The 23,366-nt window shown below is 66.4% G+C and carries 26 protein-coding genes; 10 read left to right on the forward strand and 16 right to left on the reverse strand.

The window, feature by feature from the left end; translation table 11 throughout:
• Positions 1-52: 52 nt before the first annotated feature.
• The 6 genes from ABZX86_RS09275 to ABZX86_RS09300 all read left to right on the forward strand — a co-directional run bounded on the left by ABZX86_RS09275 (position 53) and on the right by ABZX86_RS09300 (position 5,164).
• Complete coding sequence (locus tag ABZX86_RS09275; RefSeq protein WP_355121709.1) at positions 53-943, forward strand: hypothetical protein; 891 nt, start codon at positions 53-55, stop codon at positions 941-943.
• Positions 940-1,497: a hypothetical protein gene (locus tag ABZX86_RS09280; protein WP_355121710.1), complete on the forward strand. Its 558-nt coding sequence runs from the start codon at positions 940-942 to the stop codon at positions 1,495-1,497. The genes ABZX86_RS09275 and ABZX86_RS09280 overlap by 4 nt, the downstream gene beginning before the upstream one ends.
• A 354-nt stretch (positions 1,498-1,851) precedes the next feature.
• Positions 1,852-2,148 carry a DUF6285 domain-containing protein gene (locus ABZX86_RS09285; protein ID WP_355121712.1) on the forward strand — a complete coding sequence of 99 codons (297 nt, stop codon included), beginning with the start codon at positions 1,852-1,854 and terminating at the stop codon, positions 2,146-2,148.
• Complete coding sequence (locus ABZX86_RS09290; protein WP_355122590.1) at positions 2,148-3,146, forward strand: phosphotransferase family protein; 999 nt, start codon at positions 2,148-2,150, stop codon at positions 3,144-3,146. Before ABZX86_RS09285 ends, ABZX86_RS09290 begins: the two co-directional genes overlap by 1 nt.
• Before the next feature lie 8 nt (positions 3,147-3,154).
• Entirely contained in the window at positions 3,155-4,417 is a 1,263-nt protein-coding gene (locus ABZX86_RS09295; protein ID WP_355121714.1) for an acyl-CoA dehydrogenase family protein, read from the forward strand.
• A gap of 123 nt (positions 4,418-4,540) precedes the next feature.
• Positions 4,541-5,164, forward strand: a complete 624-nt coding sequence (locus ABZX86_RS09300; protein ID WP_355121716.1) for a class I SAM-dependent methyltransferase — start codon at positions 4,541-4,543, stop codon at positions 5,162-5,164.
• Positions 5,165-5,176: 12 nt separating this feature from the next.
• On the opposite strand, the gene ABZX86_RS09305 is transcribed toward ABZX86_RS09300, so the two are convergent.
• Complete coding sequence (locus ABZX86_RS09305; RefSeq protein ID WP_355121718.1) at positions 5,177-5,731, reverse strand: hypothetical protein; 555 nt, start codon at positions 5,729-5,731, stop codon at positions 5,177-5,179.
• A gap of 654 nt (positions 5,732-6,385) precedes the next feature.
• Between ABZX86_RS09305 and ABZX86_RS09310 the strand changes: the two genes are divergently transcribed.
• Positions 6,386-7,120 (forward strand): YoaK family protein, encoded by a 735-nt coding sequence (locus ABZX86_RS09310; RefSeq protein WP_355121720.1) that lies wholly within the window; start codon positions 6,386-6,388, stop codon positions 7,118-7,120.
• A 112-nt stretch (positions 7,121-7,232) separates the two neighbouring features.
• Here ABZX86_RS09310 and ABZX86_RS09315 read toward each other — a convergent pair whose 3' ends face one another.
• Both ABZX86_RS09315 and ABZX86_RS09320 read right to left on the reverse strand, forming a co-directional pair.
• Positions 7,233-8,063, reverse strand: coding sequence for an SAM-dependent methyltransferase (locus ABZX86_RS09315; RefSeq protein WP_355121722.1), 831 nt, complete (start codon positions 8,061-8,063; stop codon positions 7,233-7,235).
• Positions 8,060-8,977 (reverse strand): DUF5753 domain-containing protein, encoded by a 918-nt coding sequence (locus ABZX86_RS09320; protein WP_355121724.1) that lies wholly within the window; start codon positions 8,975-8,977, stop codon positions 8,060-8,062. Before ABZX86_RS09320 ends, ABZX86_RS09315 begins: the two co-directional genes overlap by 4 nt.
• Before the next feature lie 145 nt (positions 8,978-9,122).
• On the opposite strand from ABZX86_RS09320, the gene ABZX86_RS09325 reads away from it, so the two are divergent.
• A complete protein-coding gene (locus ABZX86_RS09325; protein ID WP_355121726.1) occupies positions 9,123-9,338 on the forward strand; it encodes a hypothetical protein in 216 nt (71 codons plus the stop codon).
• A gap of 30 nt (positions 9,339-9,368) precedes the next feature.
• Here ABZX86_RS09325 and ABZX86_RS09330 read toward each other — a convergent pair whose 3' ends face one another.
• From ABZX86_RS09330 to ABZX86_RS09370, 9 genes are all read right to left on the reverse strand, one after another.
• Positions 9,369-9,989 carry a TetR/AcrR family transcriptional regulator gene (locus ABZX86_RS09330; protein ID WP_355121728.1) on the reverse strand — a complete coding sequence of 207 codons (621 nt, stop codon included), beginning with the start codon at positions 9,987-9,989 and terminating at the stop codon, positions 9,369-9,371.
• A 98-nt stretch (positions 9,990-10,087) separates the two neighbouring features.
• Positions 10,088-11,089, reverse strand: coding sequence for an NADP-dependent oxidoreductase (locus tag ABZX86_RS09335; RefSeq protein ID WP_355121730.1), 1,002 nt, complete (start codon positions 11,087-11,089; stop codon positions 10,088-10,090).
• 41 nt (positions 11,090-11,130) lie between these two features.
• Positions 11,131-12,354, reverse strand: coding sequence for an acyl-CoA dehydrogenase family protein (locus ABZX86_RS09340; protein ID WP_355121732.1), 1,224 nt, complete (start codon positions 12,352-12,354; stop codon positions 11,131-11,133).
• A gap of 29 nt (positions 12,355-12,383) precedes the next feature.
• Complete coding sequence (locus tag ABZX86_RS09345) at positions 12,384-13,493, reverse strand: acyl-CoA dehydrogenase family protein (protein ID WP_355121734.1); 1,110 nt, start codon at positions 13,491-13,493, stop codon at positions 12,384-12,386.
• A complete protein-coding gene (locus tag ABZX86_RS09350) occupies positions 13,490-14,683 on the reverse strand; it encodes an acyl-CoA dehydrogenase family protein (protein ID WP_355121736.1) in 1,194 nt (397 codons plus the stop codon). The genes ABZX86_RS09345 and ABZX86_RS09350 overlap by 4 nt, the downstream gene beginning before the upstream one ends.
• Positions 14,680-15,720, reverse strand: a complete 1,041-nt coding sequence (locus ABZX86_RS09355; protein ID WP_355121738.1) for a phosphotransferase family protein — start codon at positions 15,718-15,720, stop codon at positions 14,680-14,682. Before ABZX86_RS09355 ends, ABZX86_RS09350 begins: the two co-directional genes overlap by 4 nt.
• A gap of 20 nt (positions 15,721-15,740) precedes the next feature.
• Complete coding sequence (gene fabG, locus ABZX86_RS09360; protein ID WP_355121739.1) at positions 15,741-16,502, reverse strand: 3-oxoacyl-ACP reductase FabG; 762 nt, start codon at positions 16,500-16,502, stop codon at positions 15,741-15,743.
• A 49-nt stretch (positions 16,503-16,551) separates the two neighbouring features.
• Positions 16,552-17,304: an SDR family oxidoreductase gene (locus ABZX86_RS09365; RefSeq protein WP_327139761.1), complete on the reverse strand. Its 753-nt coding sequence runs from the start codon at positions 17,302-17,304 to the stop codon at positions 16,552-16,554.
• 211 nt (positions 17,305-17,515) lie between these two features.
• Entirely contained in the window at positions 17,516-18,340 is an 825-nt protein-coding gene (locus ABZX86_RS09370; protein WP_327139762.1) for an SDR family oxidoreductase, read from the reverse strand.
• A gap of 234 nt (positions 18,341-18,574) precedes the next feature.
• Here ABZX86_RS09370 and ABZX86_RS09375 point away from each other — a divergent pair, with 234 nt between their 5' ends.
• On the forward strand, positions 18,575-19,504 hold the full coding sequence (locus ABZX86_RS09375) for an alpha/beta hydrolase (protein WP_355121742.1): 930 nt from the start codon (positions 18,575-18,577) through the stop codon (positions 19,502-19,504).
• A 19-nt stretch (positions 19,505-19,523) separates the two neighbouring features.
• On the opposite strand, the gene ABZX86_RS09380 is transcribed toward ABZX86_RS09375, so the two are convergent.
• From ABZX86_RS09380 to ABZX86_RS09395, 4 genes are all read right to left on the reverse strand, one after another.
• A complete protein-coding gene (locus tag ABZX86_RS09380) occupies positions 19,524-20,027 on the reverse strand; it encodes a thioesterase family protein (RefSeq protein WP_327139764.1) in 504 nt (167 codons plus the stop codon).
• 38 nt (positions 20,028-20,065) lie between these two features.
• Positions 20,066-20,746 carry a TetR/AcrR family transcriptional regulator gene (locus ABZX86_RS09385; protein ID WP_355121744.1) on the reverse strand — a complete coding sequence of 227 codons (681 nt, stop codon included), beginning with the start codon at positions 20,744-20,746 and terminating at the stop codon, positions 20,066-20,068.
• A 51-nt stretch (positions 20,747-20,797) separates the two neighbouring features.
• Complete coding sequence (locus tag ABZX86_RS09390; RefSeq protein WP_355121746.1) at positions 20,798-21,574, reverse strand: alpha/beta fold hydrolase; 777 nt, start codon at positions 21,572-21,574, stop codon at positions 20,798-20,800.
• Positions 21,575-21,666: 92 nt separating this feature from the next.
• Positions 21,667-22,773 (reverse strand): NADH:flavin oxidoreductase, encoded by a 1,107-nt coding sequence (locus ABZX86_RS09395; RefSeq protein ID WP_355121748.1) that lies wholly within the window; start codon positions 22,771-22,773, stop codon positions 21,667-21,669.
• A 252-nt stretch (positions 22,774-23,025) separates the two neighbouring features.
• Between ABZX86_RS09395 and ABZX86_RS09400 the strand changes: the two genes are divergently transcribed.
• A complete protein-coding gene (locus ABZX86_RS09400) occupies positions 23,026-23,346 on the forward strand; it encodes an antibiotic biosynthesis monooxygenase (RefSeq protein WP_355121750.1) in 321 nt (106 codons plus the stop codon).
• Positions 23,347-23,366 lie beyond the last annotated feature (20 nt).

Genomic DNA, 23,366 nt, shown 5'->3' on the forward strand with positions numbered 1-23,366 from the left:
TCCCGACCGCAGGCGCTGACGCTCACCCATAAACTAGCCCGGGAACATACTCATGTGGTTCGGATATGCCCGTACGGAACTGCTGCCGATCAATGTCCGCCGCGTCGTACTGCAAGCGTTTCGCGAGTACGCCGCCCGTTGCGAATTCGGGGAAGGGGAGGTGCTTTTCGAACCGATCGCTCCCGAGCTGCTGCTGCGCGAGATGGTCGCCGAACTCGATCGGGACAGCAGTGTCGCGACGGTCCTGCCCCGCCTCCGGCAGACCGCGCAGCACTGGGGCATCGACCTCGATCGGGTCTTCGATACGCCGCGGCGCGCTGATGTGCTGTGGTACATCCTCGAGTCGATCGAGGATTCGAACGGAGCGCAACTCATCGTGCCCTCGCGCGAGCACCTGACCAACCTCGGGCCCTCCGAACGCGCGGCCGTCGCGCAGCTCGCCCGGACCGCGGTCGAGGTGCACTACCTCGACGCGACCTCCGCCCCCTCCGCCCAGGCCGAGCCGCCGCGGCCCGCCGAATCCACCGATGCGCCCAGTGCGGACGATCAGGTGCTGGTGGAATCGCGTATCGGGTCGATTCCGGCTGTCGCCCAACTCGATGCGGCCACCGAGCTCAGTCGGCTCGGACGGCCGGAGCTCATCGAATACGTCGATGCGATCTATGTGGCATTGATCGAGGACGCCGCAATGACGGCAGCGGCCGGTGTCCTCGAATTCCCGCCGGATGCCGGACGGGCGGTCATCCGGCTGCTCACGGCGGCGGTGACCGGGCGACTGATCGTGGAACTCGAGGAGCCTCGCCACCGTCCGGATGCGGTTGCGGCGGAGCTGATCACCTTGTGCGAGAACACCCAGCGGTTCACCGATGGGACTCGGACGTTCACCCGCTGCACGCTGCCCGACGGGTACTCAGCCGACGCCGAGTCGAGGGGCCGGGGATGAACGGTATAGCACGGGCCGCCAAGACCTCTCAGGCACCGACCCGCAATATCTGGGATCGCGAGCGCGTCCGACCGGCCGAGGGGCTGCTGGACGCCCGCGAACTACTGCTCGCCGTCGCGGGCAATCTGGAGGGCGGTTCCCCGTTGATCGGCTGGGCGCGCGAACTGGCCGACCTGCACTCCACCCTCACCACCGCGACCGTATCCCCGGCCCGGCGACCGGCCGACTTCGACGACCGCACTGTGCGCGGGCAGATCAGCGAAGTCATCGGCCTGATCGACGAGTGGTCGGCATTGCATCTGCCGCGCCCGACCGCCGGGCGCCGGCACACCCATTCCCTCGGCGAGGTGATCAGCCACTTCGCGTCCACCTACGCACAGATGCAGCGGACGCTGCGTCACAGTGGCAGCGCGGCACACCAGCATCACGCGGCAATGCGGTTCGCGCAGGTCCAGGAAGGTTATGCCGATCTGGTCGGTGAGATTCGAACACTGCGGGTGCAGCTCCCGCTGGGTGCGCAGGGTTCCGCGAAGGCGCGATCTGTGCCGGAGTGAATACGATGAGCGGCCGGCCGACTCGACAACCTAGCGCGACTCGACGGCTGGGCGACTCGACGACTCGGCGGCTGGGCGACTCGGCGGCTGGGCGGCTGGGCGGCTGGGCGGCTGGGAGCGACTCAACTCCTAACAGCTGGGCGACTCGGAGCCCGACGGCTTAGTGGCCGGGGTGGCCGGGATGGCCGGGATGGCCGGGATGGCCGGGGTGAAAACTAGCACGCTCGGACGTCTATGTGGCATGCGCGGACGTCTGTGCGTGACATGACATTTCACGCCTCGCGGCGGTCAACCGGTGTGCGGAGCGTGGCCTGCGTGTAATGCTGAGCACGGTGTCCAACGAGGGAGTCGCCCGTGCAGAATCGACCGTCGGCAGCCGAGCTGCTGGAGTCACTGGCCGAGCTGCTGGAGGGCACGCTGCTGCCGGCGTTGCCGCCAGCGCTGCACCATCGCGCGCGGGTCGGGGCGAATCTGGCCAGGATCCTCAGTCGCGAGGTCGAGCTCGGACCGGAAGCGGCGCGGCGCGAAATCGACTTGCTGGCAGCGGTTCCCGACGGCGACGAGCAAGCATTGTGGCAGGCGTTGACCGAGGTGGTGCGCGCTGATCTGGCGATCGCGAAGCCGGGCTACGACAGCTGGGAGGGTGAGTGATCACCGATCCGGTGGCGGGGCTCGCGGCCTTCCTGACGGAGACTTTCGGTACGACCGTGCGGGTCACCGAGGTGCACGTGCTGTCCGCCGGTGCGCGCAGGCGCAATATCGCTTTCACCGCAGACATCGAGGGTGCGGGCGCACGCAGACTCGTCGCCACCCTCGTTCCGCCTGCGGTGCAGATCATCTCGGTCGATACCGAAGCGGCTGTGCGTGAACTGGCTCGAGCGCACGGTGTTCCGGTGCCCGAGGTGGTGGCGGTGTGCGGCGACCTTCGCGCGGGCGAGCCGTTCGTGATCTCCGATCACGTGAACGGAGAGACCGTTCCGCGCAAGGTATTACGCCTGATCGAGGCAACGGGTCATAGCAAAACCGTGGCCCGGCAGTGGGGCCGGGCAATGGGCCGATTGCACACCATCGACCCGGGCGAGGCCCCGGATACCCTGCCCGCCGCCGGAGCCGATCCGGCCGCCGACACCCTCCGCACGGCGGAGCAGGGCGTGCGCACGCTACTGGGCGAACGGCCGGTCTTCGCGATGGCACTGCGCTGGCTCGAACGCAGGCAACCGGCCCCGCCGCCGCGTATCGCACTGCTGCACACCGATCTACGCAACGGCAACATCATTGTCGGCGCAGACGGTCTGCGAGCCGTGCTGGATTGGGAAGGGGCCCAGCGCTTCGGCGATCCGATGCGTGATGTGGCCTGGTCCGCGCTGCGGATGTGGCGTTTCCGGGAGGACGCGCAGGAGTTCGGCGGTTTCGCCGATCGCGCGACCTTCGTCCGCGGCTACGAGTCCGCAGGCGGCGAATTCGACCTCGACCGGTTCCGCTGGTGGAAGGTTATGGGCACGCTGGCCTGGGGCGTCGGGCTGGCGTCGCAGGCCGCCGCGCACCTGGACGGGACCGTCCGAGACATTGTGATGGCCGCCAGCGGCCGCCGCGTATCGGAGATCGAGTGGGATCTGCTTATGCTGATCCGGCCCGGCGCGAAAGCCTAGGAGCGAGCGTGGATTTCGAACTGCCGCACGAACTGACCGCGTATCTGCAGGAGCTGGACTCGTTCATCGAGGCCGAGATCATCCCGCTCGAACAGCAGCACGACAATATCCGCTTCTTCGACCACCGCCGCGAGGACGCCCGCACCGACTGGGACCGCAACGGGCTGCCGAGCGTGGAATGGGAGGAACTGCTCGCCCAGGCACGCCGGCGTGCCGATGCCGCGGGCCACTACCGCTACGCCTTTCCCAAGGAGTTCGGTGGCCGCGACGGCAATAACCTCGGCATGGCGGTGATCCGCGAACATCTGGCCAAACGCGGACTCGGCCTGCACTGCGATCTGCAGAACGAGCATGCCATCGTCGCCAACAATGTCGGGCTGCTGCTCATGCTCGAGTACGGGTCCGAGGCGCAGAAGGCGCAGTGGGTCAACGGTTTGGCCGACGGCACCAGGTTCTTCGCCTTCGGGATCACCGAACCCGAGCACGGCTCCGATGCCACGCATATGGAGACCACCGCCGTCCGCGACGGCGACGACTGGATTATCAACGGCGCCAAGACCTGGAACACCGGCGTGCACATCGCCGACGCCGACCTGATCTTCGCCCGCACCGCCGGCCACGCCGGTGACGGACGCGGCATCACCGCATTCCTGGTGCCCACCGACGCTCCGGGCTTCCAGGTCGAGGAATACCTGTGGACGTTCAATATGCCCACCGATCACGCGCGCATCTCCCTGACCAATGTGCGCGTGCCGAATTCGGCGATCTTCGGGCAGGTGGGCCGCGGCCTCGGAGTCGTGCAGCACTTCTTCAACGAGAACAGGATTCGCCAGGCCGCCTCCAGTCTCGGTGCGGCGCAATACTGCATCGACCAGGCCGTCGCCTATGCCAAGGAGCGCAAGCCTTTCGGCACTCCCCTGGCTGCCAACCAGGCCATCCAGTTCCCACTGGTGGAGCTGCACACCCAGTGCGAGATGCTGCGCGCACTGATCCACAAAACCGCCTGGTCGATGGACACCTACGGCACTTTCACTGTCTCCGAACAGGTCTCGATGTGCAACTACTGGGCCAACCGACTCTGCTGCGAGGCCGCCGACCGCGCGATGCAGGTCCACGGCGGCCTCGGCTACTCCCGCCACAAGCCCTTCGAACACATCTATCGCCATCACCGTCGCTACCGCATCACCGAAGGCGCGGAGGAGATCCAGATGCGCCGGGTAGCTGGATACCTGTTCGGCTTCATGGACCGGGCCGCGGTGAAAGGTGTGTGACGGCAGGTGTGTGACAGCACGACATCGCCGAAGGCACGCAGTCCCAATGTTGTTGCCGCACAGCACTAGCAGTCGACCGCTCGATCTGCCCCACATGCAGGACCAGTCGATTAACTTGGTCCCATGGGACTTTCTGCCGCCGAGGTGTTCGACGGACTCGGCATCGATTACGAGAAGGCGTTCGCCGGACTGACGGCGCACCGCGAGGAACTCGAGTGGCTGCTGACCGAGCTGCCGGACAAGTCGAAAGTACTCGACGTCGGCTGCGGCACAGGCCGGCCGACAGCCGAGGTGCTGGTCGCCGCAGGACACGACGTCACCGGTTGCGATGTGTCCCCCGGAATGATCGAGATAGCCCGCACCCAGGTCCCCGGTGCCCGATTCGAAGTCGCAGACCTGCGAACACTGTCGTATCCGGCCGAGAGCTGGGACGCAGTGACAGCATTCTTTCCCCTGCTCCAACTGACCAGAGCCGAAATCGACGCCGCACTGGTGAAATTCGCCGATTGGCTGACCCCCGGCGGCATCTTCCTACTGGCCACGGTCCCCGCGGACGTCGAGAGCCTCGACATCGAATTCATGGGAAAGCCCGTCACCGTCAGCAGCTATCCCCCAGAGGAATTCACCCGCCGCCTAACCGCCGCAGGCCTCGACGTCCTCCACCACCGAGTAGTCGAATTCCACCCCGACCACCCACACGCCATCCCCGAACACGACCTCTTCCTCGCCGCCCGCAAACCCTCCTGACCAGTAGTCGCGCTAGACCGCCTGCCTCCGTTGCGGCCGGCCCTGCCACCACGCCGCCCTGTTCGCATCGATCTCGTCGGCATGCACGTAGTCCCGGAACAGCTGGGTGGCCCGGTAGCCTGCGCTGCCCGCGGCACGTTCCAGCTCGGTGATGTCGTGCCAGCGGTGTGCGCGGTCGAGCAGTTCGGCGGCGAGCAGGGACAGTACGGGTAGCGGGCCTGCGGTGGCGGTGGCGATCAATGCGTCCGCGCCCAGGGTGCCGGTCCATACCGTCCGGAGCTCGTCGGCGTCACAGCGCTGGACGAATTCGAGGACAGTGCGGGGTTTCCTATCGTCAGGACTGTCCATCACCAGACGGATCGCGAGCGCACGCTGCTGATGTGCGAGATAGTCGGTGATCGTCAGCGCGGGTGGGATCGCGTCGGCCACCGGATGAGGATGGCGCGCAGCCGCTCCCGAATACGCGCTGCCGACCGGGCCGCTGTAATCGAGCATCTTCTGCAGCTCCGACCCGCTCAGCGTGAACACCCACGCGGGCAGCCGCGCGCACACCTTCCTGGACGGCATCCGCAACGTCGGAGGCTCACCACTACTCCCCCGACCCACCGGATTCGCGTGTTCAACACCAGGTACCGGCGAGCCGTGCAAACCCAAACTATCGGGGGTACGCCGCAGCATCTGCCGCAGCCGGGCTAATCGAGAAGCGTTGTCGGACATGTCGAGTACTCCCTCGAACCAGACCGCGGCACACCCATGCCTCGGAATCTCCACGGTAGCGACGAAACCTCGCACCGCCCACCGAGTCAGGCCCCTCGACTCACGATCGATATGCGGCACATCCCCCTACCCGCTCCGCCCATCCAGCCACCAACACTCCTCCAGCTAAGTGCCCGCCGAAGTCCCGCTGGCGTTCTTGGGCCGGTAACGCAGCACTACAACGTCATCGAGCACAGCGGTCGAGGAATTCCAATCGACGCCGTGACCCGCTTCGGGAAAGGCGGCGCGCTCGTGTTCCGGGCTTGTTTGTTGTTCAGCGGGTTTCGACATTCGCGACTCACATAGTTAGATGCGCATATTTCCATGTTCCTACTCTTGAGCCGTAGGAATGGCAAGGAATGGCATATTCGACACCGGGTGGCCTGCGGGTTCGCAGTTCCCTTCGGCAAAATAGGCTTGCGGGCTTGGTGGCGGCACTCCCCTATGACGACAGGAGCCTCAGGGATGAAGCAGCATCTGATCGCGGCGCGGGAGTTGATTGTGCCGCCGCGGGGGCATGCGCATGGGCCGTTGCCGCCGCTGTTGCTGGGGTTGACGGTTGTCACCGGGGTGGTTGATGCGTTCAGTTATCTCGAGCTCGGGCATGTGCTGGTGGCGAATATGACGGGAAACGTTGTGTTTCTGGGGTTTTCCGTCGGGAATGCACCTGGGTTCTTGTGGTGGGCGCTGTTGCTGGCGGTGGTGGTTTTTCTGATCGGGGCGGTGAGCGGGGGGCGGCTGTATACGCACCTTGGTGCGCATCGCGGGCGGCATCTCTTCGGGGCGGTGGCCACTCAGTTGGTACTGATCACGGCGGCGTGGGTGATTGCGGTGCTCATTGACGACCCCTACCGGGGGTGGGCGCTGGCGGTGCTCATCGTGTTTCTCGCGGCGGGGCTGGGGCTGCAGAATGCGACTGCTCGGGCGCTGGCCGTTCCGGATCTGACGACTACGGTGCTGACGCTCACGCTGACCGGGATCGCGGCTGATAGTGCGGCGGCCGGTGGGAGTGGAAGCAAGCTGGGGCGCAGGGTGATTCCGGTGGCCGCCATGTTTCTCGGTGCGGCGATCGGGGCTGCGTTGGTTGTGCACGGTCACGGGGCGGCAGCGCTTGCGGTGGCGGTGATTCTGCTCGCGGGTATCACCGTGTTCGCCTATCGGGCAGCGAGATCGACCGAGGCCTGGACCAGCAAGCCTTGACGTGATCCGCCTGACTCGGCGAACAGGGCGTGCCCTGTGAGAGATAGACGCTGGCGGGCAGCCGAACCCGCCGCACTTCGGCGGCGAATCGGCTGCCCTTCGACCCGAAGAGTCAGGCCTTACGGCCGATACCCGCCCAGTACCAGGCACTTTCGGCGTCGGCGACGGCGGTGGGCTTGCTGGTGAGTTCGGGGCGCCAGGCGGCGACGGGGACAAGACCCGGATCGATCAGGGTGGTGCCGGTGAACAGCTCGCTGGTATCGGATTTGCTGCGGGGATAGAAGGTGATGCCGGAGCTTTCGGCGGCCGCGGCGACTCCTGCCATCGCTTCTGGCGCGAAATCGGCTGTGGGGTGGGTTATTACGATGTAGCTGCCGGAGGGGACCGCGTCCAGGAGCGCGGCGATGATCTCCTGCGGGTGGTCGCTGTCGCGGAAGTACATCATGATCGCGACGAGCATGATGGCGACGGGTTCGGACAGATCCAGGGTTCCGGTGAGATCGGGATTGCCGAGGATCGAATCCGGTTCGTGCAGGTCGGCGTGGATGAAGCGGGTGCGGCCCTGCGGCGTGCTGTCCATCAGCGCACGGGCGTGGGCGAGCACGATCGGATCCTTGTCGACATACACGACACGCGCATTGGCATCCAGACTCTGGGCCACCTCGTGGGTATTTCCGGCGGTCGGAATTCCGGTGCCGATATCGAGGAACTGCGTGATCCCGGCCTCGGCGACCAGGTAGCGGACCGCACGGGACAGGAAGGCGCGGTTGGCGCGCGCCATGGTCTTGATGGTGGGGACGTGCTCGGCGATCGCATCGCCCAGCGCCCGGTCCGCCGGATAGTTCTCCTTGCCGCCGAGCCAGTAGTCGTAGACGCGGGCCTCGTGCGGGATGGTGGTGTCGATCTCGGTCGGTAGCTGGGTGCCGAAAGCGTTGTCGGTCATCGGATCTCTGTTCTGATCGGGCGGGTGATGGCGAGCGAGTCGAGGGCTTCGGCGGTGCGCTGGGGTGAGGTGGCGCAGACGCACAATCGGTCCCAGAGTGCGTTGAAGCGGTCCAGATCGACGGGTTTGTCGAGGAACTGGGGACCGGTGGGGTGCGGGAAGTGGACGATATCGCTCAACTCGGGGGCAGCGAACCGCAGCATGGTGAAGGCGGTGCCGCTGATGGCGGGACCGCCGATGTGATCGGGCAGCACCTGCACGGTGATATTGGGATGTGTTGCCATCTCGGCCAAATGGCTCAACTGCCCCTGCCATACCTCGTGCCCGCCGAGCGGGCGGCGCAGCGCCGCCTCCTCCACGACGAACCACGCCCTGGGCGGATCGGTCCGAGTGAGCAGCCGCTGCCGGCGCACCAGCGCCTCCACACGGCGCTGGATATCGGCCGCCGGCTCACGGTCGGCGATCGCGAAGACCGTATGCGCGTAGGACGGCGTCCACAACAGCTCGGGAACCAAACCCGGTGCATAACAACGGATGAGCGCGGACGCGTCCTCCAGTGCTGAATAGGTGTCCGGTCGCGCGGTCGCCAGATCCGGACCGGCCTGCCAGCGTCCGACGGCATTGGCGCGCTCGGCCAGCTGCAAGAACTCGGCCCGGGTGCCGGCATCACGCACGCCGTAGGCGGTCAGCAGATCGGCAATATCCTTGGCGCGGAAGCTCACCCGCCCCGCCTCCAGTCGGCTGATCTTCGAGTGCGAGGCGCGGATCACCCGGCCGGCCCGGTCCCCGCTGATGCCGGCCGTCTCACGCAATCTGCGCAAACGCACTCCGAGGACGCGGCGGAGCAGTGCCGGATCCTCGCTCGGTTCTTCGGCGATGCAACTACTCCCGACGCTGGTCAAGTCCTCGATCACGGCCACTCCTGTCGGCATTACCCATGCGAACCAGAGTGTGCCACAACCTATTACAACTCACACATCGACGTCCAGCACGTGCAAATGCACGTGCGAGGAGTTATGGTTGGGCGGGAGTCAGCAGGTATTCCCATTGGGGGCCGCGATGAAGAAGAGCGATACCACTCGAGCATTCGGGTCCGATCCCTACCGGATCGGGATCACCGATGTTGTCAGCAACTACGGACTGGACGCGGTGCAGCGCAGGATCGAGCAATTGCGCATCACCGGACTCCACTACGCCGCAACGGCGATCGAAAGCGAACTCGCGATCGCGCGGGTCAGCGAATCGTCGGTGCTGCTGCGGCGCCAGTCGGCATAGCACCGGGTCGCCGGGAAGACAGCGCCGAAGTTACCGCTTCGCCTGTTTTTCCGGATGACCGGCGCCGACAATGCGCAGGGCGAGGTCGACGTAGTAGTCGCCGAGCTGCTCGGGCGACCAGGCGCCGTCCTCGCGATACCAGCGTGCGATATCGATGCCGAGCGACAGCACCGCGACCGCCGCGATGTGCGGATTCGGATTGTCGAACGACCCGTCGGCCACACCGTGCTCGATCAGGTTGCGGACCTCGGCATCGATCGTGTGGCGAATATCCTTGACCTCACGCTGATGCTCGGGACTGAGCGCGGCGAGCTCGTAATTGATGACGCGCGCGACGGTGTGCGCGCGAGCATGGTGGATCGCGAAATCCCGCACCAGCGCGACGAGTTGCTCGGTGGGATCGGCCGAGGAGGCGATGGCGGCCTGGATGCGCTCCAGGGTATCGAGGTGACCGGTGCGCGAAATCTGGTAGAGCAGTTCCTCTTTGGAGCGATGGTGCACATAGATCGCCGCGGTGCTCAATCCGGCGATCGAGGTGACGTCACGGGTGGTGGAGCCGTGGAATCCGCGGTCGGCGAAGGCGACCACGGCGGCATCGAGCAACCGTGTTCGAGTCTCGTCCGCGCGTGAGCGGTCCTGTGCTTCGGCCACCTGGACAGTCTCCCATTCATTCGGACCGTGGCATGCCAGGCACCCGTCGGCAGCCCTCGCGCACCCGGCCCGGTAGGAGGCCGGGTGCGTGTCATCTCTCAGACCGCGAGCACAAGCTTCCCGGTGTTCGCGCCGGTGAAGAGCATGTTCAAGGTCTCGCCGAAGCGCGCCACCCCACCTTCGACCACGTGTTCGCGGCTCTTGATCTTGCCCTCGGCCAGCCATTGCGCCAGCTGCGCACCGGCCTCCGCATAGCGATCGGCGTAGTCGAAGACCACGAATCCGGTCATGGAGGCCCGGAACACCAGCAGCGACATATACCGCGACGGTCCCGGCGGCGGCTTCTCCTCGTTGTAGGCCGAGATCGCACCGCACAGCACGATGCGGGCGCCGCGGCGCAGATTGGCCAGCGCGGCGTCGAGGATCTCACCGCCCACATTGTCGAAGTAGACGTCGATGCCGTCGGGGGCGGCCGCCCGCAGCTGCCGCAGCACGTCACCTGCGCGGTAGTCGATCGCCGCGTCGAATCCCAGCTCCTCGGTGAGCATCCGGCACTTCTCCGGTCCGCCCGCGATACCGATCACGGTGGCGCCCTTGGCCTTCGCGATCTGCCCGGCCACACTGCCGACGGCGCCCGCGGCGGCCGAGACCAGCACGGTCTCCCCCGCGCGCAGCTTCCCGACCTCGAGCAGACCGAAATACGCTGTCATGCCCGGCATTCCGAGCGTGCCCAGCCAGGTGGGCCCGGATGCGACGCTCAGATCGACCGGCTGCACGCCGCGGCCGTCGCTGAGGGCGTACTCGGTGACGCCGAAGATGCCGCTGACCGTGTCACCGACCGCGAAGTCCGGATGATTCGACTCGACGACCGTCGCGATATCCAGCGACCGCATCACCTCCCCGATGCCGACCGGCGGCACATAGGAGCGAACATCGTTGAGCCAGCCGCGCATGGCCGGATCCAGGGAGATGAAACCGATCTTGACCAGGATCTCGCCCGGTCCGAGCTCGGGCAGCTCGGTGGTCGTCACATTCCAGGTGTCGGCGGTGGTCAGACCGGTCGGCCGTGCGGCCAGGCGTACCTGCTGGGTCTTCGTCATGCGCCACTCCTTCTCGTACGGGTCGAATTCATCTGCGTGCCTCAGGCTTTCCGGCCCCAGGAGGGATCCCGGCGGCGCAGTTCCATATGCGCGATGGTCCGCTTGTGCACCTCGTCCGGACCGTCGGCCAGCCGCAGCGTCCGCGCGTGCGCGTACATGCTGGCCAGCGGGAAGTCGTCGGAGACACCGGCGCCCCCGTGCACCTGGATGGCCCGGTCGATGACCTTCAGCGCCATCTGCGGCGCCGCCACCTTGATGGCGGCGATCTCGGTGCGCGCGTTCTTGTTTCCCACGGTGTCCATCAGATACGCGGCCTTGAGGGTCAGCAGCCGGACCATTTCGATCTCGATGCGGGCCTCCGCGATCCAGTCCTGGATATTGGCCCGGTCGGCCACCGGCGCCCCGAAGGTGGTGCGCGCCTGGGCCCGATCGATCATCAGGTCCAGCGCCCGCTCGGCCATGCCGACGATCCGCATGCAGTGATGGATGCGGCCGGGACCCAGCCGCGCCTGGCTGATCATGAACCCATCGCCCTCGGCGGCCAGCAGCGCGGTGCTCGGCACCCGGACATTCTCGAATACCACCTCCGCGTGGCCTTCTCGGTCCTGATAGCCGAATACCGGCAGCCCGCGCACGACGGTCACGCCGGGCGTATCGAGCGGGACCACCATCATGCTCTGCTGCCGATGCTTCGGTGCGTCGAGGTCGGTCTTGCCCATCACGATGAGCACCTTGCAGTTCTGGTGCAGCGCATTGGACGTCCACCATTTGCGGCCGTTCAGTACGTAGTCGTCCCCGTCGCGATCCATGCGCAGCTGGATATTGGTGGCGTCGGAACTCGCGACGGCAGGTTCTGTCATGGCGAACGCGGACCGGATCTCACCCGCGAGCAGCGGCGCCAGCCATTCCCGCTTGTGCTCCTCGGTGCCGAAGAGCGTCAGCACCTCCATATTCCCGGTGTCGGGGGCACTGCAGTTGGTGACCTCCGGCGCCAGATGCGCACTGCGGCCCATGATTTCGGCCAGCGGCGCGTATTCGGAATTGGTCAGCCCCGGACCCCATTCCGGATGCGGATGGAACAGATTCCACAGCCCGCGCTTGCGGGCCTCGGTCTTGAGTTCCTCCACGATCGGCGGCTGGAAGTGCGGATCGCCGGACTCGGCCATCTGCGCTTCGTAAATCGATTCCGCGGGGTAGACGAGCTCGTCCATGAAGGCGAGCAGATCGTCCCGATAGCGGAGGGCCTTGTCCGAGAGCTCGAACATCTCTACTCCTGATCGTCGTTTGTGTGAGGTCACTTGCGGCCGAGCGGCAGATCGATCAGCCCGGCGAGCACGGACCGGTGGTAGGCGGGACTGCCCAGCCCGATCTGATCGGCCTTGGCCCGCTTGAGGTACAGGTGCACCGGATACTCCCAGGTCATGCCGATGCCACCGTGCAGCTGCACGGCTTCCTCGGCAGCATGCACCGCGATATCGCCGCAGTACGCCGCGGCGACGGCGGTGGCGATCGCGGCATCCGGATCACCCGCCGCGATCGCACCCGCCGCGTATCGAGCTGTCGCACGGGCGGATTCGAGCTCGACGTACAGATCGGCGAGCCGATGCTTGAGCGCCTGGAACCCCCCGACCACCCGCCCGAACTGCCGCCGCACCTTCAGATACGCCACGGTCGTGTCCAGGCACCATTCCGCGATTCCGGCCTGCTCCGAGGCCAGCAGGGCCGCGCCGATCGCCAAACCCGCACGCAGCGCGGGCAATCCGGCTCCGGCCGCCACGACCACCCGGCCGGGAGCGGAGTCGACGGTGATATCGGCGAGGGGCCTGGTCATATCGAGGGAGACCACCGGAGCGGCCGTGACGGCGGAGGTCGCGAGCGCATGCACCTCGGTACCCGCCGGCGTCTGCACCGCCGCGAGCAGCACATCCGCTTCCAGCGCTCCCGCCACGCTGGTGACCCGGCCGGACAACCGGCCGTCCGCATCCTTTGTCAGCGTGGGGATCTGCTCGACCGTCGCGGCCGAGAACGGTGCGAGCAGTGCCGCGGTGCATTCGCCGGTGGCAAGTTGAGCGACGAGTTCGGAGTCGCCCGCCAGCAGTACCGTCGCGGCGATCACACTGCTGGTCAGGAACGGCACCGGAGCGGCATAGCGACCCAACTCCTCCAGCACCACCGCGGCGTCACGGGCGGAACCGCCTGCGCCACCCCGGTTTTCGGGGATCAGCAAACCGGCCAGCCCCAACTCGGTGGTGATCGGTTTCCACAGTGCGCGGGTCAGCGACCGGTCCCCCGCATAGGCCGCCAGCACCGCCGCGGGATCGCACCGCTCGTTCAGCAAGCTCCGCACCGCCGCGCGCAGCGCCGTCTCGACATCGGTGTCGAGCAGCAGAATGTCCTCGCTCATCGGATGAGGTCCTTCCAGGCGATGTCCTTGTCCCCGCGCGCTTCCGACGGCAGGCCCAGCACCCGTTCGGCGACGATATTGCGCATGATCTCGGAGGTGCCGCCCTCGATCGAATTGCCTTTCGCGCGCAGATAGCGATAGCCCGCTTCGCGCCCGGCGAAATCGACGCGATCGGGACGGACCATGGTCCAGTCGTCGTAGCGCAGCCCGTCCTCGCCGAGCATCTCCACTTCGAATCCACTGAGCTGCTGGTTGATTCGCGCGAACGAGAGCTTCAGCGCCGAGGTCTCCGGCCCCGGCTGCCCGCCCGCGACCCGCTGCCGCAGCCGCGTGCCCGCCAGCCGCGCGGCCTCGGCATCGACCCACAGTCGCAGCAGCCGGTCATGCAGTTCCGGTGTGTGCTTATCGGCGTTATTGCGCCAGGTCCGGGTCACCGCGCCCAGCAGCCCGCTCTCGCGGGGCACCGGACGCCCGCCGATGGATACGCGCTCGTTGTTGAGGGTCGTATTGGCCACCCGCCAGCCCTCGCCCTCCTGGCCGAGGCGATTCGCATCGGGGATGCGCACATCGGTCAGGAAGACCTCGTTGAATTCGGCCTCACCGGTGATCTGGCGCAGCGGCCGCACCTCCACGCCCGGATCGGTCATATCACAGACGAAGTAGGACAGTCCGGCATGTTTCGAGCGGTTCGGATCGGTGCGGGCCACCAGAATCGCCCGCTGTGCCTTGTGCGCGACCGAGGTCCAGACCTTCTGCCCGTTGACAATCCAGTCGTCGCCGTCGCGCACGGCGCGGGTGCTCACCGCCGCCAGATCCGATCCGGCGCCCGGTTCGCTGAACAGCTGGCACCAGATCTCCTCCCCCGCCCAGAGCGGCCGCAGATAGCGCAGCCGCTGTTCGGGTGTGCCGTAGGCGAGGATGGTCGGCGCGGCCATGCCGAGGCCGATGCCATTGAGTTCGGGATTGTTGCCCGGCGCTCCGGCCTGCTCGAACAGGGCGTCGACAAAAGGTTGCAGTTCCCGGTCGACTCCCAGGCCGCCCACGCCCTCCGGGTAGTACACCCAGGCCAGGCCCGCATCGAAGCGGGCGCGGTGGAAGGTCACCGCATCGGTGGTGGCCGGGTCGTGCGCGGCGAGCAGGGCGGCCACGCGCCCGCGCAGATCCTCCCGTACCGCTTCGGGATTGCTCATCGGTCCTTCTCCTGGAATGCGGCGATTCCGGCGCGCAGCAGCGGATCCACCATTTCTCCCACCCCGTCGAAACCGGAACCCACGGTCTGGCCGTGGATATAGCGGTAGTAGATGCCCTCGGCGATCACCGCGAGCTTGAACGAGGCCAGCGCGACATAGAACCCGACGTGCGTCAGATCGCGACCGGCGAGCCGGGCATACCGGTCGAGCATCTCGTCCTCGGTCAGGAAGCCCGGCGCCGCGGCCACGTCGGTCACGCCGGGTACCCGGCGCTGCCCCATCCGCTGATAGACGAGCAGCAGACCGATATCGGTGAGCGGATCACCGAGGGTGGCCATCTCCCAATCGAGCACGGCCACAACCCGATCCGCCGCGTCCACCAGAACATTGTCGAGGCGGTAGTCGCCGTGCACGATCCGCGCCGCCGATTCCGGCGGCTGCTGTTCGGCGAGCAGGCGGTGCAATTCGACAGCGGCGGGCAGGTCCCGGGAGTACGAGGCGTCGAGCTGTTTCTTCCAGCGCCGCACCTGGCGTTCCAGAAAGCCCTCCGGTCGCCCGAAGTCCCCCAGCCCCACCGCATTCGGATCGACGGTGTGCAGGGCGGCGAGCGTATCGATCAGATCGGCCGACACCGTGGCCGTGCGCACCGGACCCAGCACCTCGAGTTCGGCGGCGGTGCGGTACGGCGTTCCGGCCACCAGTTCCATCAAATAGAAAGGTGCACCGAGGATTTCCGTGTCTTCGCACAGCGCATAGGTTTCGGGCACCGGCACGTCGGTGCCCGCGAGCGCGCTGATCACACGATGTTCCCGGGACATATCGTGCGCGGTCGCAAGCACATGGCCGAGCGGCGGCCGGCGCAGCACGAACGACGTGGTGCCGTCGCTGATTTCATACGTCAGATTGGATTTGCCGCCGGCGATCAGGCGGCCCCGCAGCGGCCCCTTCGCCAGATCGGGCCGGTGGACGGCCAGCCAGTCGGCGAGCCGGTCCAGATCGAGGCCCGGTAGATCGCCCAGGCCCTCGAATGTGTTCATCGCCTTCGGTCCTTCCCTATTCAGTTCTTGGGGCCGCCGGCCACATAGATCACCTGGCCGGAGACGAACCCCGCGCCCTCGCTGACGAGGAACGAAATGGTGTGCGCGATATCCTCGGGCTGCCCGGCGCGCGCGACCGGAATCGTGGACACCACAGCCTTTTTGAAGTCTTCGAACGGAACGCCCATCCGGGCGGCGGTGGCCGCGGTCATCTCGGTTTCGATGAAGCCCGGTGCGACGGAGTTGGCGGTGACGCCGAACTTGCCCAGCTCCAGCGCCAGCGTCTTGGTGAAACCCTGCAGACCGGCCTTCGCCGCGGAGTAGTTGACCTGGCCGCGATTACCGAGCGCGGAGGTGCTGGAGAGGCTGACGATGCGGCCCCACTTCTGCTCGATCATGTGCCGTTGCACCGCCCGCGACATCAGGAACGAACCCCGCAGGTGCACGTTCATGACGGTGTCCCAGTCGTCGACGGACATCTTGAACAGCAGATTGTCGCGCAGTACGCCCGCATTGTTGACCAGAACGGTCGGCGCGCCCAGTTCGGCGGCGATCCGATCCACGGCCCGGTCGACGGCGGCCTCGTCGGACACATCCGCACCGACGGCGAGCGCCCGCCCGCCGGCCTTCTCGATCTCCTCGACGACTGCGCCGCAAGCCTTTTCATCCAGATCTAGCACAGCGACGGCCATGCCGTCACTGGAGAGCCGGCGGGCTACGGCCGCGCCGATGCCGCGCGCCGCACCCGTGATGATCGCGATTCGCTGGGGCTGATTGCTCATAGGTGTCTTCTCCTCGGAAGAGTGGTCAGGGGCCGATGTCGGTGTGGTGTCAGACGCCGCCGGTGAGCGTGACGCCACCGTCGACGACCACCAGCTGCCCGGTCATCCAGCTCGCATCCTCGGAGAGCAGGAAGGCCACCACGCCGCCGATGTCCTCCGGTACGCCCAGCCGCTTGAGCGGATAGTTCGCGGCCACCTCGTCCTCGTGCCCTTCATAGAGCGCGGAGGCGAATTTGGTCTTCACCACCGCGGGAGCGACGGCATTGACCCGAATATTCGGCCCGAGTTCGACCGCGAGCTCCTGGGTGATGTGGATCAGCATCGCCTTGCTGGAACCGTAGAACCCGATGCCGGGAGCCGGTTTGGTGCCCGCCACGGACGAGATGTTCACGACCGCACCGCCGTGCTCGTTCATCCAGGCCTTGTAGATCTGCTGCACCCAGGACAGCGCGGCCAGGCAGTTCACCTCGACGATCTTGCGGGCGGCGGCAAGATCCAGCTCGACCATCGGGCCGAAGACCGGATTGATGCCGGTGTTGTTGACCAGCAGATCGGCACTGCCGAAGGTGGTGATCGCGCGCTCGATGGTCTCCGCCTGATGTGCGGCGTCATCGGCGCGACCGGCGACGGCCAGCGCGTGGGTGGGACCGCCGAGGATCTCGACCGCTTCGTCGAGCGCCTCCTTCTTGCGCGCGGTGATCACGACCTTCGCGCCCTCGTCCACCAGGCGCTGGGCGATGCCGAGCCCGATGCCGCGGCTGGCGCCGGTGACAATCGCCGTCTTTCCTTCGAATCTGTTCACAGAGTGGTCCTTTCGGAGTTCGGGCGATCCGGGCCGGCCCGCTCGGAGCAACTTACTAAGCGCTTGGTAACCCATGGCCACCATGCGGGACGCAGGCCGCGCAGGTCAAGGGAACAGGTTTCCGACTCTACTGTGACTCGCAACACACTATCGTGGAAGCGACGTCCCCACCAGGCATGACAACCGCAATACCGAATCCGGATTCAGATTGTCAGGACTCGGCGACACCGCTCAGCAGCTGCTCCTGATAGCGCCGCATGCCGGACAGCCAGCGGTCGTAATCGGAGCCCTTGCGCCGGTACATATCGAGGACCTCCGGATGCGGCAGGATGAGGAACCGCTCATCGTCGACGGCCGCCATGACCACCTCGGCCACCTCCTCCGGGGTCAGCACCGCGCCCGCCGAGGTCACCGCCCGGGTCGCCGCCTCGCCGATCGCGTCCCCGGAGTTCTCGCCCGCGCGCAGCAGCTTCGTCTCGACGCCCATGGGGCACAGGCAGCTGACCCGGATCCCGCGGTCGCCGTAGGTCACCGACAGCCACTCCGCGAAGCCGACGGCCGCGTGCTTGGTGACCGAGTATGCGGCCGAACCGATCTGGGTGAGCAGACCCGCGGCAGAGGCGGTGCCGATGAAGTAGCCCTCGCCGCGCTCCAGCCAGCCCGGAACGAGCAGGCGGGCGGCGCGCACATGCGCCTGGAGGTTGACGTCGATGGTGGTCAGCCAGTCCTTGTCCGCGCCGAGGCCGACGGGTCCGGCGACACCCGCATTCGCGAAGTACAGATCGACCGGGCCGAACTCCGCTTCCGCTCGGGCGATGAGCGCCTCGATCTGCGCGATGTCGGATACGTCGGCGCCCATGGCGACCGCCGCGCCGGGATGGTTTTCGCCGATCGATGCGACAACACCCGCGGCGGCATCGGCATCCAGGTCGGCGACCACAACCTTGGCTCCCTCGCGCACCAGCCGCGCGGCGAGCGCACCGCCGATTCCGCCGCCGCCACCGGTGACGACCGCAATCTTTCCCGCGACCTGCACAGGATCTCCTTCCGAGTCAGAGACTCGAGTCCAATGGATTCGAGTGGATAATCTCGCCTGTCTACTCGCCTCCGGGGCCGCATTTCAAGGCCCGAATGCCCGCTCTGCACTCGTCGCGATGCTTAACTCGGTGCAGCACATGCCATTTCGGCCCATAGTTGAACTCAACGTCACTTTTGCATACCGTGTGTTTCAGCCGGGACCGGCAGGGCAGCATGTCAGGTGGAGGACGAGATGACCGCACGAGATCTGCTCGAAGACTGGCAACAGCTGGGCAGTCGTCAGGTAGCCGCCAATGGCATCGAACTGCGTGTCGTCGAGCATGGCGACGGCCCCGCGGTGGTGTTCTGCCACGGCTTTCCCGAACTCGGATTCTCCTGGCGGCACCAGGTTTTCGCGCTGGCCGACGCGGGTTTCCGCACTCTCACCCCGGATATGCGCGGCTACGGCGGCAGCTCGCGGCCCGATCGGGTCGAGGACTACGACATCCTCACGGTGTGCGCGGATCTCATCGGGCTGCTGGACGCCTACGGTCTCGAGGACGCGATCTTCGTCGGGCACGACTGGGGCGCATCGGTGGTCTGGCAGCTGGCCCGCGCCTATCCGGATCGCGTGCGCGCGGTCGCCGGTCTGAGCGTTCCGGCCACCCCGCGGTCCTCCGCGCCGCCGGTGCCCATCCTGCGTTCGCGGCTCGGCGACGACTTCTACATGTGCTGGTTCCAGGAGCCCGGGGTCGCCGATCCGGTACTGGCGGCGGATGTCCGCCGCACGCTGCTGCAGGACGAGGTGCTCAGCGCCGATACATTCCTCGACACCGAGGCGGCCGAGCCTCCGATCCCGGAATGGCTCTCCCCCGCCGAATTCGACTACTACGTAGCGACTTTCACCGCGACCGGGTTCACCGGCGGGCTCAATTACTATCGCAATCTCGATCGCAGCTGGGAGCGGACCGCCCACCTGGCCGATAAGATCACGCAACCGTCGCTGTTCATCGCCGGTTCCGCCGATCCCGTCATCCGCTTCACGCCGCTGGCGAAAATGCCTGCGGTGCTGGCGGATCTGCGTGGTTCCGTCATTCTCGACGGCGCGGGGCATTGGATTCAGCAGCAGCGACCGGCCGAAGTCAATGCCGCCCTCATCGACTTCGCGCGCGAGATCGGCTGATCAGCGCAGCATCGGCCGATCAGACCGCCGGAGCGGTGCGCAATTCCAGTACACCGTAATCCGGGGTGATCCCGCAGGCCTGTGTCACGGCGATGCGCTGGTCGAGCATGTCGGCGATGTCCTCCGGGAACGGCGCCGGACGCCGCGATTCCAGATCGATGTTCACCGCCAGGAATTCGAAGGAGTTCGCGACCTCGCTCGTTGTCAGATTGAGCAGGTACGACACTCCGCGCAAAGCCTTGGCCGTGCGGCCGATATGGCCGACGTGCACCGAAACCTCGTGCCCGACAAGCACTTCGCGCAGATACTTGACGTGCTGCTCCTTCGCGAACGACCCGAACCTGCCCGCGTGCGCACGATATCCGAGGTCGCGGTGCGTCTGCCACAGACCTTCACCGTGCAGCCCGTAGTAGTGCATCACGTTCATATGCCCGTTGCCGTCCTCGAATTCCGGCGGAATGACCCGGCCGAATCCACGGGGCAGTGCGAGCACCTGGGCGAAGGACGGCAGCAACGCGACCATGAACAACCTCTCCTCGCCGGTGGCCTCGTCGCCACCGGTCAGCCGAGCTCCATTCCGGGGCCGGCTTCCGAGACCGAGGATAACTCGGGTTTCAGTTGCAGCCCATTGATCCACAGCTGGGTCAGGGTCGTCACCAGCTTCTCGAACGAGATGCGCTGGTTCTGCACGAAAACGGTATAGGCCATCCGGCTCACCATCGCCGAGAGCGCGTGCGCGGTGATCATGGGGTCGAGATCGGGCGCAGCCTGCCCGGATTCCTGGAGCGACCGGATCAGACGCGCATTGCGCTGCACGAATGCCCGGCCACGCTCGACCCGCAGCCGCCGGAAGTTGTCATCGACATGCGCGACCTGCTCGAACAGCGCCATCAGACGGGCATTGCGCTTGTAGGACAGGAGGTAATCGCGATTCGCGGCCTCGATCAGCGCCCGCACATCGGTGATCCCGCTGCGCGCCTGCACATGCGGATGCAGCATCTCCTCCTGCACCTGCTCGACCAGCGCGGCGAAGATTTCTTCCTTATTGTCGAAATAGGTATAGAACGACCCCGACGCCATCCCCGCCGTCTTGGAAATGTCCACGATTCGCGCGTCCAGGTATCCGTCGCGTTCGAAGACTTCACGCGCCGCCGCGATCAGCGCGGTGCGTGTCCGTTCACCGCGCTGGGTCCGCGGCGCCATGCGGCCGGGCTCGTTCTCAGCCGCAATGGATTCGGACACCTGCGCTACTCACTGCCTGTCGATCGGCGGACATTCCGGTGGGCTACCGTATCACCGCCGCGGAAGCGCTCCGGTACTGGTGAGAATCGTTTCGGCGACGAGGGCCGGATTGTCGATCATCGGCACATGCGCGACGCCAGGCAGAATCTCGAAGCGGGCCTGCGGAATTCGTTCGCGGGCGATCCGTCCGTTGACGTCCACCGGGAGGATGGCGTCCAGGGCCGACCAGGCGAGCGTTATCGGGCAGGGCAGCGGGTCCAGCGGCGCGATCTCCTCATGGTTGCCGAGGAGATCATCGGCGACCGTGCAACCGAGGAGGTCGCGTGCGGCCTCGAGGGCCTGCGCCGGTGACAGTCGCTCGCCTCGGACTGCGATATCGCGCAGCGCCAGCCGCCGGACGATCGGCGAGCGCATGGCGAGCGGTTGCAGTGCGGGTGTCAGCCGGGTCAGAGCGATCATGCGGCGCAGCTTCTTCACACCGGAGGTCTGGCCGGCCGCGCCCGCATCCCAGAAACCCGCTGGTGAAAGCGCACAAACACTGTCGGCGCGGCCTCGCCGCGCGAGTTCGACGGCCATCCAGCCGCCCAGTGAGTTCCCGGCCAGGTGGACCCGTTCCAGGCCGAGGTCGTCGAGTACCCGTTCCGCGTCATCGACCAGGTCGCCGACCGTGGCCGGGCGCCGGACCGCCGGCGGGCCGCCGCGATGCCCGAGCGCCGCCAGCGCGACCACGCTGTGATGAGCGGCGAGCAGCGGGATGACGTCCTGCCATGCCTGCGCGGACATGGTGATGCCGTGCAGCAGCACGAGCGGCGGCCTATCGGGATTCACACGGTGAGCTTCGCATGCCTCTCGAGCGATGGAAAGCCTGTGCGCACACCACTTCCCGGCGCTCGATCAGGGCCGGCCCGACGTGATACGGCCTACCGGAACGGCGTGATTTCCGAAAGCCGGCCGTCGTGCACCTTGTTCACCCATTCCGGGTCGGCCAGCAGCGCCCGGCCGAGCGCGACGATATCGAACTCGCCGCGTTCGAATTGCTCCTGCAGCACCTGAAAGCGCTGAGCCTGGGTCTCGTCGATTCGATCACCGTGGAAGACGCTGTCCACTCCGACGGAACCCACGGTGATCACCGGCAGTCCGGTGATCTTCTTGGTCCAGCCCGCCAGGCTCAGATCGTCTGTGTGCTCGGTGAACTCGGGCTGCCAGTGCCGCCGCAGCGACGTGTGGAAGATATCCACGCCGGCTTCCACCAGCGGCGTCAGCAGCTCTTCGAGCTCTGCGGGAGTCTCGGCGACCCGGGCCGTGTAATCGGCGCCCTTCCACTGTGAATAGCGGTAGATGATCGTGAAATCAGGACCGACGGCCTCGCGGACGGCCGCTACCACGCGAGCGGGGAAACCGGCGCGCCGCCGCAGCGTTCCACCGTATTCATCCTGCCGGTGATTGGTTGCGGCCCAGAAGAATTCATCGAGCAGATACCCGTGCGCACCGTGCAGTTCGAGGCCGTCGAATCCGATCTGCTTCGCCAGCGACGCCGACTCCACATACGACTCGACCAGCGTGTCCAGATCACGGGTGGTCAAGGACTGCCCCACCTGCTGACCCTTGTGGTTCACGCCGGACGGGCTCACAGAGGCAACCTCCGGCTCGAATTTCGGGCTGTCACCCCGTGTCACACCGGTATGCCAGAGCTGCGGCGCAATCGCGGCGCCTTCGGCGTGCACCGCCTCCACCACCGCCCGCCAACCGGCGGCACTGTCATCGTCGTAGAACCGCGGCACCGCCGCCTCCGGCCCGGCCGCCGGGCCCCGCACATAGGTGCCCTCGGTAATCAGCAGCCCCGCACCACCGGCCGCATGGGCCCGGTAGTACTCGATGTTCTCCGCATTCGGAACACCGCCCGGCGACTGCATTCTTGTCATCGGAGCCATCGCGAACCTGTTCCGCAACCGCAACGATCCCGCCCGGAACTCGGTGAAGAACTCATCAAGCTGGATCGAAGGGTCCTCGACCGCTCCTTGTGACATGAGGCACATTTCCTTCCGGTTCGACCACTGCACTTCGAATTCCGGAAAAACATCGCGGGCGTCTCAGTCATTCCCTCGCCCGAGTCGAACCGGCCCGAGCGGTCAGAAATCGGCATCGGGGCGGACTTCTCACCGTGACGTGCGGTTCCCACCTCGATACGGCGGAAGGTTAACGGGCCGAGCGCATCTCAAGACCGGAGTGGCGGGTGGAAGGTAGCCTCGGACACGAACGATCAGGCGAAAGGGCGAACGGTGTCCGGTGAGAATTTGTTCAGCGTCTTCGGTCGAATGACGGCGCTACCTGGCCAGCGGGACGAGTTGATTGCCCTGCTGCTGAAGGGGTTACGTGCCAGCGAAGATGGCGGGCTGCTCAGCTACAGCATCAACACGGCATTTGACGATCCGGACACTATTTGGCTGACTCAGCTGTGGGCCGACAAGGACGCACATGATGCGACCACGCGATCCGAGGCCGTCGTTGCGGCCAGTGGTCAGGTCGCTCCGCTTCTGGCACAGCGGCCCGAAGGGTTCTACGGGCAGGCCGTCCATGTTCATGGCGGAATCTCCGACTAACTGGAACACGTTCTAGGTAC

The organism is Nocardia sp. NPDC006630, from assembly GCF_040611495.1.
Taxonomy (GTDB): Bacteria; Actinomycetota; Actinomycetes; order Mycobacteriales; family Mycobacteriaceae; genus Nocardia.